The sequence below is a fragment of the Variovorax sp. GW458-11-26-14-LB1 genome, assembly GCF_059423965.1.
Map to the genome: position 1 here is coordinate 20,434 of NZ_JBWKYW010000046.1, position 15,032 is coordinate 35,465.

Annotated in this window: 13 protein-coding genes; 9 read left to right on the plus strand and 4 right to left on the minus strand. The window is 69.1% G+C overall.

Features of this window, described 5'->3' with window-relative positions; genetic code table 11:
• The first annotated feature begins 139 nt into the window (after positions 1 to 139).
• The 5 genes from AC07YS_RS24650 to mmsB are packed head-to-tail and all read left to right on the plus strand — an operon-like array spanning position 140 to position 5,292.
• Positions 140 to 1,663, plus strand: coding sequence for a CoA-acylating methylmalonate-semialdehyde dehydrogenase (locus tag AC07YS_RS24650; protein ID WP_070059334.1), 1,524 nt, complete (start codon positions 140 to 142; stop codon positions 1,661 to 1,663).
• Positions 1,660 to 2,058 (plus strand): lysozyme inhibitor LprI family protein, encoded by a 399-nt coding sequence (locus tag AC07YS_RS24655; RefSeq protein WP_070059333.1) that lies wholly within the window; start codon positions 1,660 to 1,662, stop codon positions 2,056 to 2,058. The genes AC07YS_RS24650 and AC07YS_RS24655 overlap by 4 nt, the downstream gene beginning before the upstream one ends.
• Complete coding sequence (locus AC07YS_RS24660) at positions 2,055 to 3,209, plus strand: acyl-CoA dehydrogenase family protein (RefSeq protein ID WP_341886844.1); 1,155 nt, start codon at positions 2,055 to 2,057, stop codon at positions 3,207 to 3,209. Before AC07YS_RS24655 ends, AC07YS_RS24660 begins: the two co-directional genes overlap by 4 nt.
• A 27-nt stretch (positions 3,210 to 3,236) precedes the next feature.
• Positions 3,237 to 4,355, plus strand: a complete 1,119-nt coding sequence (locus AC07YS_RS24665; protein WP_495268156.1) for an enoyl-CoA hydratase/isomerase family protein — start codon at positions 3,237 to 3,239, stop codon at positions 4,353 to 4,355.
• Between the two features lie 40 nt (positions 4,356 to 4,395).
• A complete protein-coding gene (gene mmsB / locus AC07YS_RS24670; RefSeq protein WP_070059330.1) occupies positions 4,396 to 5,292 on the plus strand; it encodes a 3-hydroxyisobutyrate dehydrogenase in 897 nt (298 codons plus the stop codon).
• On the opposite strand, the gene AC07YS_RS24675 is transcribed toward mmsB, so the two are convergent.
• Both AC07YS_RS24675 and AC07YS_RS24680 read right to left on the minus strand, forming a co-directional pair.
• Positions 5,277 to 6,542, minus strand: coding sequence for an MFS transporter (locus AC07YS_RS24675; protein ID WP_495268157.1), 1,266 nt, complete (start codon positions 6,540 to 6,542; stop codon positions 5,277 to 5,279). The two genes, mmsB and AC07YS_RS24675, sit on opposite strands and share 16 nt — an antisense overlap.
• A 95-nt stretch (positions 6,543 to 6,637) precedes the next feature.
• Positions 6,638 to 7,564, minus strand: a complete 927-nt coding sequence (locus AC07YS_RS24680; RefSeq protein ID WP_495268158.1) for a LysR family transcriptional regulator — start codon at positions 7,562 to 7,564, stop codon at positions 6,638 to 6,640.
• A gap of 100 nt (positions 7,565 to 7,664) precedes the next feature.
• Here AC07YS_RS24680 and metE point away from each other — a divergent pair, with 100 nt between their 5' ends.
• The 3 genes from metE (at position 7,665) to AC07YS_RS24695 (ending at position 11,435) form a co-directional block, all read left to right on the plus strand.
• Positions 7,665 to 10,001 carry a 5-methyltetrahydropteroyltriglutamate--homocysteine S-methyltransferase gene (gene metE, locus AC07YS_RS24685; RefSeq protein WP_495268159.1) on the plus strand — a complete coding sequence of 779 codons (2,337 nt, stop codon included), beginning with the start codon at positions 7,665 to 7,667 and terminating at the stop codon, positions 9,999 to 10,001.
• Between the two features lie 37 nt (positions 10,002 to 10,038).
• Complete coding sequence (locus tag AC07YS_RS24690) at positions 10,039 to 10,893, plus strand: hypothetical protein (RefSeq protein WP_495268160.1); 855 nt, start codon at positions 10,039 to 10,041, stop codon at positions 10,891 to 10,893.
• 197 nt (positions 10,894 to 11,090) lie between these two features.
• A complete protein-coding gene (locus AC07YS_RS24695) occupies positions 11,091 to 11,435 on the plus strand; it encodes a hypothetical protein (RefSeq protein WP_062481853.1) in 345 nt (114 codons plus the stop codon).
• A 98-nt stretch (positions 11,436 to 11,533) separates the two neighbouring features.
• On the opposite strand, the gene AC07YS_RS24700 is transcribed toward AC07YS_RS24695, so the two are convergent.
• Positions 11,534 to 12,118, minus strand: a complete 585-nt coding sequence (locus tag AC07YS_RS24700; protein ID WP_495268161.1) for a DNA-3-methyladenine glycosylase I — start codon at positions 12,116 to 12,118, stop codon at positions 11,534 to 11,536.
• Between the two features lie 48 nt (positions 12,119 to 12,166).
• Here AC07YS_RS24700 and AC07YS_RS24705 point away from each other — a divergent pair, with 48 nt between their 5' ends.
• Complete coding sequence (locus tag AC07YS_RS24705; RefSeq protein ID WP_495268162.1) at positions 12,167 to 13,906, plus strand: dipeptidase; 1,740 nt, start codon at positions 12,167 to 12,169, stop codon at positions 13,904 to 13,906.
• A gap of 19 nt (positions 13,907 to 13,925) precedes the next feature.
• Here AC07YS_RS24705 and AC07YS_RS24710 read toward each other — a convergent pair whose 3' ends face one another.
• Complete coding sequence (locus AC07YS_RS24710; protein WP_495268163.1) at positions 13,926 to 15,002, minus strand: M48 family metalloprotease; 1,077 nt, start codon at positions 15,000 to 15,002, stop codon at positions 13,926 to 13,928.
• Between the last annotated feature and the right edge of the window lie 30 nt (positions 15,003 to 15,032).

Here is a 15,032-nt window from a genome sequence, read left to right on the forward strand (position 1 = left end):
CGTGCGGGGTGGCGTGCGGTGATTTGCATTTTTGCAAAGCGATGACGCATATTTGTCTATTGTCATGGCAAATCTGCAAAGCTAGGATGCAGGCTGCACCGGTTCGAACCGGTCCCGTATTCACAGGAGACAAACCCCCATGGACGCCACCACCACCCCCTCGACGCAGGTCGCCACCGTCAAGCTGCTCATCGGCGGCAAGTTCGTCGAATCGAAGACCACCGAATGGCGCGACGTCGTCAACCCGGCCACGCAGCAGGTGCTGGCCCGCGTGCCCTTCGCCACCCAGGCTGAACTCGACGCCGCCGTGGCCTCCGCCAAGGAAGCCTTCAAGACCTGGCGCAAGACGCCCCTGGGCGCCCGCGCCCGCATCTTCCTGAAGCTGCAGCAGCTCATCCGCGAGAACATGGGCGAGCTGGCCGCGATCCTCACGGCCGAGCAGGGCAAGACGCTGCCCGACGCCGAAGGCGACGTGTTCCGCGGCCTCGAAGTGGTCGAGCACGCCTCGAACATCGGCAACCTGCAACTGGGCGAGCTGGCCAACAACGTGGCCAATGGCGTCGACACCTACACGCTGCTGCAGCCGCTGGGCGTGTGCGCCGGCATCACGCCGTTCAACTTCCCCGCGATGATCCCGCTGTGGATGTTCCCGATGGCCATCGTCACCGGCAACACCTTCGTGCTCAAGCCTTCCGAGCAAGACCCGATGGTCACGATGCGCCTGTGCGAACTCGCGCTCGAAGCCGGCGTGCCGCCGGGCGTGCTGAACGTGGTGCACGGTGGCGAAGCCGTCGTCAACGGCATCTGCGACCACAAGGACATCAAGGCGATCAGCTTCGTCGGCTCGACCAAGGTCGGCACGCACGTCTACAACCGCGCCACGCTGGCCGGCAAGCGCGCGCAATGCATGATGGGCGCGAAGAACCACGCCATCGTGATGCCCGACGCGAACAAGGAGCAGACGCTCAACGCACTGGCCGGCGCGAGCTTCGGTGCCGCAGGCCAGCGCTGCATGGCCGTGTCGGTCGCGGTGCTGGTGGGCGAGGCGCGCAACTGGGTGCCCGAGCTCATCGAGAAGGCCAAGACGCTGAAGATCGGCGCCGGCACTGAAAAGGGCGTGGACGTGGGCCCGCTGGTGTCTTGCGCAGCGTACGACCGCGTGAACAGCCTCATCGAACGCGGCGAAGCCGACGGCGCCAAGCTGGTGCTCGACGGCCGCAAACCGACCGTGCCCGGCTACGAGAAGGGCAACTTCGTCGGCCCGACGATCTTCACCGGCGTGAAGCCCGGCATGACGATCTACGAACAGGAAGTGTTCGGCCCCGTGCTGTGCATCGCCGACGCCGAGACCATCGACGAAGCCATCGACCTGATCAACAGCAACCCGAACGGCAACGGCACGGCGATCTTCACGCAGTCGGGCGCCGCGGCGCGTCGCTTCCAGGAAGACATCGACGTGGGCCAGGTCGGCATCAACGTGCCGATCCCGGTGCCGGTCCCGATGTTCTCGTTCACCGGTTCGCGCGCATCGAAGCTCGGCGACCTGGGCCCGTACGGCAAGCAGGTCATCATGTTCTACACGCAGACCAAGACCGTGACGGCACGCTGGTTCGACGACAGCACCGTGAGCCAGGGCGTCAACACCACCATCAGCCTCAAGTGAGGCAGGGGCTTCGCGTCGCAGCCTGGGCCGCCGCGGCGGCGCTTGCCCTGCTGGCCGGCGGGGCGCAGGCGGCCGGCTCCGACGAGCCGGTCGACTGCAACCCCAACGGCAACCAGCAGCAGATGAACGACTGCGCGCTGCGCGATTTCCGCGCGGCCGACGCCGAGCTCAACATCCGCTACGGCGAGGTGATGAAGACGCTCTCGCCGCAGATGCGCGTCGCGCTGCGCACCGAACAGCGGACCTGGCTCAAGGGCCGCGACCCCGGGTGCAAGCGGGCCGCGAAGGCGAACGAAGGCGGCTCGATCTGGCCGCTGGTGTTCAACGCGTGCCTGGAAAAATCGACCCGCAAACGCACCGCCGAACTGGACCTCTGGAAGGGTCGTCAACCATGAATTTCGAACTGTCCGAAGAACAGAACGCCTTTGCGCAGACCGCACGCGACTTTGCACAGGCCGAGTTCGCACCGCATGCCGCGCAGTGGGATGCGGAAGCCATCTTTCCGAAGGAAGCCATCGCCAAGGCGGGGGAGCTGGGCTTTTGCGGCCTGTACGCGCCCGAGCGCATCGGCGGCCTGGGCCTGCCGCGGCTCGACTCGGCGCTGGTGTTCGAGGAAATGGCCGCGGTCGACCCCTCGACCACGGCCTTCATCACGATCCACAACATGGCGACGTGGATGCTCGGCACCTGGGCCACCGACGCGGTGGCGCAGCAGTGGGGCGAAGACCTCACGAGCGGGCGCAAGCTGGCGTCGTACTGCCTGACCGAACCGGGCGCGGGCTCCGACGCGGGGTCGCTCAAGACGCGCGCCGAACTGCAGGGCGCCGAGTACGTCATCAATGGCGGCAAGGCCTTCATCTCCGGCGCCGGCTCGACCGACGTGCTGGTGCTCATGGCCCGCACGGGCGGCGCGGGCGCCAGCGGCATCTCGGCCTTCGCGGTGCCGGCCGACGCGCCGGGCGTGAGCTACGGCAAGAAGGAGCACAAGATGGGCTGGAACAGCCAGCCCACGCGCACCATCAACTTCGACAACGTGCGCGTGCCGGCGCAGAACCTGCTGGGCAAGGAAGGCGAGGGCTTTCGCATCGCCATGAAGGGCCTGGACGGCGGGCGCATCAACATCGCGACCTGCTCGGTGGGCGCGGCGCAGGGCGCGCTCGACGCGGCGCGCCGCTACCTGCATGAGCGCCAGCAGTTCGGCAAGCCGATCGCGAGCTTCCAGGCGCTGCAGTTCAAGCTGGCCGACATGGCGACCGAGCTGGTGGCCGCGCGGCAGATGGTGCGGCTGGCCGCCAGCAAGCTCGATGCCGGGCATGTGGATGCGAGCACCTATTGCGCGATGGCCAAGCGCTTCGCGACCGACGCGGGCTTCAATGTCTGCAACGACGCGCTGCAGCTGCACGGCGGCTACGGCTACCTGAGCGAGTTCCCGCTCGAGCGCCTGGTGCGCGACACGCGCGTGCACCAGATCCTCGAAGGCACCAACGAAATCATGCGCGTCATCGTTGCGCGAAAATTGCTGGAAGGCGACAGCGACATCCGCTGACCCCGCCGCACCCAGGACCTGAAAACAATGACCGACAACGTAGTTCTCTTCAACGAAATCAAGACCGCCGGCGGCCAGCGTTTTGCCGTGGCCACGCTCAATGCGCCGGCTTCGCTCAACGCGCTGTCCGTGGACATGGTGCGCCTGCTCACGCCCAAGCTGCGTGAGTGGGCGGCCGACGCCGGCATCGTCGGCGTGCTGCTCGACGCGGCGGGCGAGAAGGCCTTCTGCGCCGGCGGCGACCTGCGCCAGCTGTACCAGACGCTGCTCGACTGCGGCCCCGCGCGCAACACCTACGCCGAAGACTTCTTCCGCGAGGAGTACGAGCTCGACCACCTGATCCACACCTTCCCCAAGCCCTTCCTGTGCTGGGGTCACGGCATCGTGATGGGCGGCGGCGTGGGCCTGCTGGCGGGCGCCTCGCACCGCGTGATGACGCTGCAAAGCCGCATCGCCATGCCCGAGATCAACATCGGCCTGTACCCCGACGTGGGCGGCAGCTGGTTCCTGCGCCGCACGCCGGGCCGCACGGGCCTGTTCCTGGCGCTCACGGCCGCCAACATCAACGCGCACGACACCATCTTCTGCGGCCTGGCCGACGTGCTGGTGCCGCAGGAGCGCAAGGGCGCGGTGATCGAGGCCATCGCGTCCACGCAGTGGGCCGGCGGCGACGCCAAGGCCGACCGCGCCACGCTGTCGCGCATCCTGGCCCAGGCGGGCGAGGGCGCCGAGATGCCCGCGTCGAAGGTGCGCGAGCACTACGACACCATCAACGCGCTGATGGCCGGCGACGACCTGCTCGACATCGCCAAGCGCCTGCGCGAGGTGCAAAGCGACGACGCCTGGCTGCAGACTGCTTCGAAGACCTTCGCCAAGGGGGCGCCGAGCTCCATCGCGCTGAGCTTCGAGCTCTGGCAGCGCGTGCCGCGCATGTCGCTGGCCGAGGTGTTCCGCCTCGAGTACTGGGCCTCGCTGGGCTTCTGCGCGAACAAGGATTTCGCCGAAGGCATCCGCGCCGTGCTGGTCGACAAGGATCGCAACCCGCGCTGGAACCCCGCCACGCTCGAAGAGATCACGCCGGCCTTCGTCGAAGACCACCTGCGTCCGCGCGGCGAGATGCCGGCGGAACTGGCCTCGCTGACCTGACCGGCCCCATTCCCTGCACAGAACAACGGAGACAAGACACATGAAGATCGCATTCATCGGCCTGGGCAACATGGGCGGCCCGATGGCCCTGAACCTGCACAAGGCAGGCCACACGCTCAGCGCCTTCGACCTCTCGGCCGAAGCCTGCAAGAAGTTCGCTGCCGAAGGCCTGCCGATCGCCAAGTCGGCGGCCGAGACCGTGGCCGGCGCCGAGGTGGTGATCAGCATGCTGCCCGCCAGTGCGCACGTCGAGGGCCTGTTCCTCGGCGGCGCCGGCAAGCCCGGCCTGCTCGACAGCATCCAGGCCGGCACGCTCGTGATCGACAGCAGCACCATCGCCGCCGCCACCTCGCGCAAGGTGGCCGAGGCCGCCGCGGCCAAGGGCGTCGCGATGATCGATGCGCCCGTGTCGGGCGGCACCGGCGGCGCCATTGCCGGCACGCTGACCTTCATGGTCGGCGGCGACACCAAAGACCTGGAGCGTGCGCGCCCGGTGCTCGAGAAGATGGGCGCCAACATCTTCCACGCCGGCGCGGCCGGTGCGGGCCAGACCGCCAAGATCTGCAACAACATGCTGCTCGGCATCCTGATGATCGGCACCTCGGAAGCGCTCGCGCTGGGTGTGGCCAACGGGCTCGATCCGAAGGTGCTGTCCGAAATCATGCGCCGCAGCTCGGGCGGCAACTGGGCGCTCGAGAAGTACAACCCCGTGCCCGGCGTGATGGAAGCGGCACCGGCCTCGAAGAACTACGCCGGCGGCTTCGGCACCGACCTGATGCTCAAGGACCTGGGCCTGGCGCAGGAAAACGCCACCGCCGTGCGCGCGGCCACGCCGCTGGGCGGCCTGGCGCGCAGCCTGTACGCGGCGCACAGCCTCGCGGGCCACGGCGCGCTCGATTTCTCGAGCGTGCTGAAGCTGGTTCAGAAAGCCGGCTGAACGGCGCGCCGGCCGCGCCGCGCCATCGCGAGCAGCAGGCCGGCCGCCACGAGGTTGGCGCCGATCGCCACGAGGATCGGCAGCAGGTAGCTGCGCGTGAGGTCGAAGGCGAAGCCCGCGGCGCTCGGCCCGATCAGCGTGCCGATGGCCACGCTGGTGTACAGGATGCCGATGATCGCGCCGATGTGGCGCCCGCCGAACCAGTCCATCACCAGCGCGGGCAGCAGCGCCACGAAGCCGCCGTAGAACACGCCGTAGGCGAAGGCGAACAGAGCCAGCCCCCAGAACCCGCCCGACACGGCCCACACCACCAGCGACAGCGCCATGCCCGCCGACATCAGCGGCAGCGCATGGTCGCGGCCCATGCGGTCGGCCAGCCCGCCCAGGAAGAAGCGGCCCGCCGTGCTGCCCACGCCGATCGCGCCGAGCAGCAGCACCGCCGACGACGCGGCCACGCCGTGGTCGAGCGCGTAAGGCACCAGGTGCACGAAGGGCACGAACAAGCCGAACGAGCTGATGAGGCAGGCCGCGTACAGCCCCGCGAAACGGCCTGAGCTCACGGCCTCGCGCACCGAGGCGCCGGGTGGCAGCGCGGTGGACGCCTGCGCCTGCGGTGGATCGCCATCAGGCCCGAGGCCGCGTGCGCGCGGGTCGTTCTCGACCAGCAGCGCCATGCCCACGCCCACCACGGCCGCGAGCACGCCGAGCGCCAGGTAGGCGTCGCGCCAGCCCAGCGTGTCGATGAACCACGAGGCCAGCGGCGGCATGGCCAGCGTGCCCACGCCGATGCCGCTCACGGCGAGCCCGGAGGCGAAGCCGCGCTGGCGCACGAACCAGCGCTGCACCGCGCCCAGCACCGGCACGTACGAGGCGCCCACGCCAAGGCCGACACCGAGCCCGTAGGCCCAGAAGATCTGCGTCAGGCTGCGCGCCTGCCCCGCGAGCACCAGCCCGAGGCCGACCAGCACCATGCCCGCGACCGCCAGTCGCCGCGCGCCCCAACGGTCGGCGAGCGGGCCGCTGAACACGCCGAGCCCGAAGTACAGGAAACCGGCGAGCGAGAACACCAGCGACACCTCGCCGCGCGAGGCGCCGAAGTCGCGCTGCAGTGCATCGAGGAAGGCGCTGAAGGTGTAGGCGCAGCCGAAGCCCACGAACATGACGGCGAAGGCGCCGGCGACCACGAGCCAGCCGTGGAAGAAGCGGTGGCGTGGTGCGGAGGGGGAGTCGGGCGTGTTCGGCGATGTCATGGGGCGGTCCGTGGTGGTGGTCGATCTTCAGGCCGTGCACCACCACGCACTGGCCGGATTCGGACGTGATCCTCCCGCCATCGGGCTCACAGGGTTCACAGCAATTCGATCCCCGGCAGGCTCTTGAAGCAGCTCTCGCGCGTGACGCGCACGAAGTCGTCGAGCCAGGGCCGTGCCGACGTCGCCTGCGTGCAGGCCATGTACAGCCGCCCCGTCAGGCCCCGGGCGCCCACGCGGCGCGCCGTGACGTAGCCGCGGTCGAGGTAATTCTGCACCGCCCACAGCGGCAGCGTGGCCACGCCGCGTCCGCTGGCCACCAGCTGCAGCATTGCCACCGTGAGCTCGGTCGTGCGCCGGTGCGCGGGCTCGACGCCGGCGGGTGCCAGCACCTGGCGCACGATGTCGAGCATCTCGTCGGGCACGGGGTAGGTGATGAGCGTCTGGTCGGCGAAGTGCCGGGCCGTGAGGTGCGCCTTGGCCGTCAGCGCATGGTCGTTGGCGAGCAGCGCGACGATCTCGAAGCGGAACAGTGCGTGGTAGTCGACCGTTTCATCGGGGTCCTGCTCGGAGACGATCGCCACCTCGGCGCGGTTCTGCATCACGAGCGCGATCGGGTCGGGGTGGAAGCCCGAGACGATGTCCAGCTCGATCTCGGGCCAGCGCTGGCGAAAGGCGTCCATGGCGGGCATCAGCCAGTCGAAGCAGGTGTGGCACTCGACCACGATGCGCAGCTGCCCGCTGCGCCCCAGCGCCAGCCGCGCCACGTCGCGCTCGGCCTCTTCGACGAGCGGCAGCGCGGTGTCGGCCAGCTGCAGCAGCCGCAGCCCCGTGGTGCTGAACTGCGGCGGCACCGACTTGCGTTCGAACAGCTGGGCACCGTAGCGGTCTTCGAGCAGCTTGATCTGGTGCGACAGCGCCGACTGCGTGAGGTTGAGCAGCTGCGCCGCGCGCACCAGGCTGCCGGTGTCGCGCAACGCGGCCAGCGTGCGCAGGTGGCGGATCTCGAGGATGGACTGCATCATGAAAATGATTCAAGCGAACGGGCAAAAGGTTTCGTTTGAATCATATGCGCCAAACGCCGACCATCACCGGTTTCCAAGACCAGCGACCGGATTACCTGCAATGACCACCCGTACCCACATCCTCGGCTTTCCGCGCATGGGCGCCCACCGGGAACTCAAGTTCGCCCTCGAGAAGCACTGGCGCGGCGAAACCGGCCACGCCGCGCTCGAAGCCGTCGGCGAGGCGCTGCGCGCGCGCCACTGGCAGGCGCAGCGCGACGCGGGGCTCGACTTCGTGACCGTGGGCGACTTCGCCTTCTACGACCACGTGGCCAACCACATTCAGCTGCTGGGGTGCGAGCCGGCGCGCTTCGGCTTCAGCGGCGACGAGCCCGAGCTGTCGCGCTACTTCAAGATGGCGCGCGGCGTGGAAGACGAAGCGGGCCATGTGCACGACGACAGCTGCACCCACGACGCCGAAGGCACCTTCGCGCTCGAGATGACCAAGTGGTTCGACACCAACTACCACTACCTCGTGCCCGAGTTCGATGCGGCCACGCAGTTCAGGCTCGCCTCGACGCGCCTGTTCGACGAGGTCGCGCAGGCGCAGCAGGCCGGCCACGCGGTCAAGGCCGTGCTGCTCGGGCCGCTGAGCTTCCTGTACCTGGGCAAGGAGAAAGAGGCGGGCTTCGACCGCTTCTCGCTGCTCGAATCGCTGCTGCCCGTGTACGAGCAGGTGCTCGGCCGGCTCAAGCAGCAGGGCGTGGAGTGGGTGCAGATCGACGAGCCGATCCTCGGCCTCGACCTGCCCGAGGCCTGGCGCAATGCCTTCGAACGCGTGTACTGGCAGATCGCGCGCAATGCGCCGAAGCTGCTGCTGGCGAGCTACTTCTCGCCGCTGTCCGAGAACCTGCGCCTGGCCTGCCAGCTGCCCGTGGCCGGCCTGCACGTCGACGCCGTGCGTGCGCCGCAGGAGCTGACCGGCGTGGCCGACTGGCTGCCGGCGCACAAGGTGCTGTCGGTCGGCGTGGTCGACGGCCGCAACATCTGGCGCACCGACGTCGACGTGGCGCTGGGCAAGCTCAGGCCCGTGGCCGAGAAGCACCAGGGCGAGCTGTGGATCGCACCGTCGTGCTCGCTGCTGCATGTGCCGTTCAGCCTCGCGGCCGAGACGAAGCTCGACACCGAACTGAAATCGTGGCTCGCCTTCGCGATCGAGAAGCTCGATGAGTTGCGCGTGCTGTGTGCGGCTGTCGATGGCGACGAAGCCTCGGTGGCCGCCGAACTCACGGCCGCCCGTGCCGCCGCGGCCGCGCGCCGCGCCAGCCCGCGCGTGCACCGCGCCGACGTGGCGCTGCGCCTGGCGCGCAGCGTGGCCGGCGACGACCGCCGCGTGTCCGCTTTCCCGCAGCGCCAGCAGCTGCAGCGCACGCGTTTCGCACTGCCCGCGTTGCCGACCACCACCATCGGCTCTTTCCCGCAGACCGCCGAGATCCGCGCGGCCCGCGCCGCCTTCAAGCGCGGCGAGCTCGATGCGGCCGGCTACCGCGAGAAGATGCGCGCCGAGATCGCGCTCGCCGTGCGCAAGCAGGAAGAACTGGGCATCGATGTGCTGGTGCATGGCGAGGCCGAGCGCAACGACATGGTCGAGTACTTCGGCGAGCAGCTCGACGGCTTCGCCTTCACGGCCAACGGCTGGGTGCAGTCCTACGGCTCGCGCTGCGTGAAGCCGCCGGTGATCTTTGGCGACGTGGCGCGCCCGGCGCCGATGACGGTCGAATGGACCGCGTACGCGCAGAGCCTCACGACGCTGCCGATGAAGGGCATGCTGACCGGCCCCGTGACCATCCTGCAGTGGTCCTTCGTGCGCGACGACCAGCCGCGCGCCACCACCTGCGAGCAGATCGCGTGGGCGATCCGCGACGAGGTAAACGACCTCGAGGGCGCGGGCATCGGCATCATCCAGATCGACGAGCCCGCCATCCGCGAAGGCCTGCCATTGCGCCGCGCGGGCTGGCCGGCGTACCTGAAGGCGGCCACGCGCGCCTTCCGCATCAGCGCCTCGAGCGTGCGCGACCAGACGCAGATCCACACCCACATGTGCTATTCGGAGTTCAACGACATCCTGCCGGAGATCGCCGCGATGGACGCCGACGTGATCACCATCGAGACCAGCCGCTCGGACATGGAGCTGCTGCGCGGCTTCGGTGGCGAGGGCGGCTTTCGCTACCCGAACGAGATCGGCCCCGGCGTGTACGACATCCACTCGCCGCGCGTGCCCTCGGTCGACGAGATCGTGCGCCTCATGCGCAAGGCCGCGCAGGTGGTGCCGGGCGAGAACCTCTGGATCAACCCCGACTGCGGCCTCAAGACCCGCGGCTGGCCCGAGACCGAGGCGGCGCTGTCGAACATGGTGGCGGCCGCGAAGCTGCTGCGCGGGGAGCTGGCGCAGGCCTGATGAAGGGCGCGGGATCGCGGCGTGCCAATAATGCGGGATGTCCTTGCTGTTCCGCCTGTCGTCGCCCCGTTGCCTCTTGTTGCTGTCGTTGCTTCTCGTCCCCTTGACGGGGTGGACGCAGGACCGCGCGCAGGCCCTGCTCCAGTTCGAGGGCGTGCAGGCGCGCTACCAGAACGCCTACGGCCCCGGCGCCCTGTCGCGCGGTGCGCGCGAGCTGCTGGAGCCGCCCGACCTGGCCATGGCCGACAAGGCCCTGCAGTCGCTCGACGTGGCGGCCGGTCGTGCCTTCGATGTGAACGCCTCGGTGGCCGCGATCCGGCAGGACGTGGCGGCGGCCGGGCAGGGCGCCGCTGCGCCGACGCCTCCGGTGCTGGAAGCCGTGGCGCGCCTGGCGAAGCTGCGCGCCGACTACGCCGCGATGGACGAGCCCGCCAAGGTGGCGTTCTTCCACCAGCAGCACGCGCGGCCGGCCGACCCGGCGCGCGTCGAACTGCTGGCGCGCATGACGGTGGCCGAGGCGCGCGAGATCGATTTCTCGAGCCAGCTGCTCATGAGCGCGGTGGTCAAGCAGCTGGCGCGCGGCAATGCCGGGCAGTTCAGTTCGCTGCCCGACCGCACGCTCGACACCGCGCTCGATTCGCTCTGGTCGCGCGGCGTCACCTCGCCGCGCCCGCGCAACCTGATGACCGTGGCGCGCGAGTTCGAAAAGCTGGTCACGCAGGCGCTGCTGCTGGCGCTGCCCGACGCCGACGTGGCCGCCTTGCTCGCCTGGCGCAACGAACCGCAGGCCGCCGCCGAGCGCGAGGCGCTGCTGGGCAGCTACCGCGCCGAGGTCAAGGGCAGCGGCGCGGTCGCGATCCGCACCCTGGTGCGCAGCTGGGGGCGGCCCTGAGACTTGACGAAAGCGCGCCAAAGTTTGCAAACTCGGGGGCGTTTGTACGAAAAAGTTTCACGCGAACCCCGCATGTCGGAAAGTTCCCCGTGATTGTTTCAATTCCGTGAACACTGCGATTCAGATTGACTGGGGTTTACCCTAGGAATTTGGCGCACACTTCAGGGCATCCAAAGCCCGATCAAGAAGGAATTGAAATGAAGACCTCGAACATCCTCGCCGCCGCCGCTCTCTCCCTGCTCGCCGCCGCTGGCGCCGCCCACGCAGAGACCTACGAAGGCGTTCACGCCGTGACCTCCGGCTACAGCCGTGCCGACGTGGCACCGCAAGCCGTGGCCGCCGCCCGTGCCGGCAACGAATACAGCGACGCCGTGTCGGCCAGCGTGGCCCCCGTGCTGGCCTCGTCGGTGGACCGCGCTTCGGTCCGCGCCGAAGCCGTGGCAGCTGCCCACGCTCCCGGCCAGAACCTGCGCCGCGAATCCTTCGCTGGCAGCGTGATCCCCTCGCAGGCACGCAGCTTCACGCGCCAGGCTGGCCTGTGATCGACGGCGGCGCAAGCCGCCTCGGTTAACAAGACCACCACCCGAAAGAACCGGACCGTGCAATAGCACCGTCCGGTTTTTTCACGTCGGTGCTGTGCTCAGGTGCGCCGATGGTTGCGGTGGCAGTGGCAGTCGGGCGCGTGGTCGTCGACGATGCCCGTGGCCTGCATCCAGGCATAGACGATCACCGGCCCGACGAACTTGAAGCCGCGCTGCTTCAGCGCCTTCGACATCGTTTCGGACAGCGGCGTCTGCGTGGGCACCGCGCCCGTCGTGTTGACGACCGGCTGGCCGCCCGCCAGGCCCCAGACGAAATCGGAAAAATCTTCGCCCGCCGCCTGCATCGCGAGGTAGGCCTTGGCATTGCCGATGGCGGCCTCGATCTTGGCGCGCGAGCGCACGATGCCCGCGTTTTGCATGAGGCGCTCGACGTCGGCCGGCGTGAAGCGCGCCACCGTCTCGGGCACGAAACCCTCGAAGGCCGCGCGGAAGGCGTCGCGCTTGCGCAGGATGGTGAGCCACGACAGGCCGGCCTGGAAGCCGTCGAGCATCAGCTTTTCCCACAGCGCGCGGCTGTCGCGTTCGGGCACGCCCCATTCGGCGTCGTGGTAGCTGGCCAGCAGCGGATCGGTGCGGGCCCAGGCGCATCGCGGGAGTGAGGAAAGGCTGTCGTCGTGAGGCATGGCTCGGCTATCGTCGGGGAATGTTTTCGAAATGAGGGGGTGACCCTGATGCAGCAGTCTTGTTTTTCATTGTCGGCGCTTTCGTTGGCCCTCATGGCGCTCGCCGTCGCTGTCCCGGCCGGTGCCGAGACCCTGAAGAAGCCCGCGCTCGACCAGCTCGCCGCCGCCTGGAAGGGCGGCCGCACGGCGCCCGATTTCAAGGCTTTCCTGGCGCAAGCGGCGCAGGCCCAGCCCGCGCTGCAGCCCGGCGTGGCGGCCTACACCGGCGGCAAGGCGCTGGCGGGCGACGACCTCGTCAACATCGCGCGCCTGCTCGGCCTGTACAACCGGCTGCAGAACCAGCAGGCCGTGATCGCCAGCATCGGCACCATGGTCGCCTTGCCCACCGTGCGCAACGTGCAGGTGCCGCCGCACGAAAGCCCGCCGATGGTCGCGTTCGGCCAGCTGGTCGAGAAGATGGCGAAGGACTTCGGGCTGGGCTACCGCAACGTCGACGGCCGCATCTTCGAAGTGAGCCTCAAGGGCCGCGGCAGCGAAGAGTTCGGCATCCTCACGCACGCCGACGTGGTGCCGGCCGTGCTGTCCGAATGGGTGCTCGACGACGGCACGCGCCTCGATCCCTTCGCGATGACGCGCGTGGGCGACTTCCTCTACGGGCGCGGCACCATCGACGACAAGGGCTCCATCGCCGCCGTGCTCTACGCCATGAAGGCGGTGAAGGACAGCGGCCTGCCGGTGGAGCGCGGCGTGCGCCTGATGATCGAGACCACCGAGGAAACCGGCGGCGACGCGATGCAGTACTACCGCGACAAGACGCCGCTGCCGGCCTACAACATCGTGCTCGACAGCAAGTACCCCGCGGTCGTGGCCGAGAAGGGCTCGGGCGCGCTCAAGGTGTTCTTCCCCGCGGAAGCGGCCGACCCTGCCGCAACCGCCATCACGGCGATGAGCGGCGCGGCCTCAGCGAATGCGATCCCGCAGACCGCGACCGCCACGCTCAAGGGCGGCGACCTCGCGGCCGTGGCCGCGAAGCTCGAGGCCGCCAAGGCCGCCTTCGTGCGCAAGTACGAAAGCCAGGGCGGCAAGTTCGCGATCGACATCGCGCGCGGCGCCGAGGCCGTCGAGCTGAAGGTCACGGGCACCTCGGCCCACGGCTCGCGACCCGAAGAAGGCGTGAACCCCGTGCCGCGGCTGGCGCTGTTCCTGAAGGAGTCCGGCGTGCCGCTGGCCGCCAACCCCTACCTGCGGGCCGTGCAGTACATCGATGCGCTCTACGGCACCGGCTACCTTGGCGAGAAGATGGGGCTGGGCTACCAGGACGACTTCATGGGCCCGCTCACGATGTCGCCCACGCTGGTGCGCATGGGCGCCGACGGCCGCCTCGAGGTGACGGCCAACGTGCGCATGCCGCGCGGCCGCACGCCCGACGAACTGAAGGCGCAGGTGGCGGCCAAGGTCAACGGCTGGGCCAGGGCCAGCCAGGTGAAGCTCGAGCTGGCCTACGACCAGGGCAACTGGATGGCGCGCGACCCGAAGGGCGCGTGGCTCTCGACCCTGCTCAACATCTTCGGCGACACCACCGGCCTGGAGGCCAAGCCCGTGCCCACCGCCGGCAGCACCACGGCCAAGCTGATGCCCAACGCCATCAACTTCGGCCCCGCGATGCCCGGCAAGAAGTACACGGCGCACAACGCCAAGGAATACAAGGAAGTGCCCGACCTCGACGCCGACATGCAGATGTTCACCGAGATGCTGGTGCGCATCGGCAACCTGCAGCAGATGCAGTAGCGGCCGGCGCTGCGGCGCGTCAGGATTTCGATTTCGCCAGGGGCACCAGGGGTGCCCCGTTCTTCGTCTTGGCCTGGATTTCCGCGATGGTGCGCCGCATCGCGACGAAGCGTTTGGCGGAGCTCGGCGGGGTGCTCATGAAGCCCTTCTTTTTCGCGCCGGCCGTGTGCACGCCGAGCTCGCGCCAGATCCGTTCGGCGCCGTCGATGTCGTAGCCCGCCGCGGCCACCATGTAGAGGCCGAGGTAGTCGGCCTCGGCGTCGAACTGCTGCGAGAAGGGCGACGACAGCGCCTCTTGCGCCAGCCCGGTGCCGCCCAGCGCGCCATCCACGATGCCGGCCGCGATGCCCACCGCGCGCGTCTTGCCGCCATGCGACAGCACGCCGTTGGCCAGCTCGTGCCCCAGCACGATCGCGAGGTCGCGGCTGTCGGGAAAGAAGCGCATCAGCGCCGAGTTGACGACGATCTCGTGCCCGTCGTTCTCCGCATGGACCTCGTTCTTCATGCGCGTGACGGCGGTGTAGTTGCACGCCGTGGTGTACGGCAGGCGCAGCGCCGTCGACTGGCCCTCGCGCTGCACCACGGCCTCCAGCCAGCCTTCGCGTTTGGCGGGCTTGGTGCGCGCGGCGTCGATGAGCACGTCGTTGAGCCGGTCGATCCCTTTCTCGCCGGCGGGCAGCGGTTTGCCGCCGACGGACAGCAGCACGTCCCCGGCGCGCAGCGGTGTGGCCGGCGCCTGCTTCCGGTCGAGTGTCCACAGCACGGTCAGCCGGTCGTCCAGGTGCAAGGTCTGTTTCGCCGCCGCGCGTTCTTCCTTCTCGAAGCTCCACAGGCTGGCGATGTGCGCGCCCAGGCTGGCCCGCACGTCGCCGCCGCAGAACGGCGCGCTGTGCTCCAGGAGCGGGATCGCCACGTCGTCGAGCCGGCGCTGCAGCGTCATGCGGTGGTTCAGCGACAGCGACTGCTGCAGGGCCTGCTCCTGCACGACGTCGGGGTCGTCGCTGGCGGGCCGGATGGAGGCGGCGCAGGCCGTGAGGACAAAGGTGGCTGCGATCGACGCGCAGGCCGGGAAGAAGGACGGGCGAGGGTTGTTCATTCGCTCAAGAGGTGCTCGGCATCGGTCGCA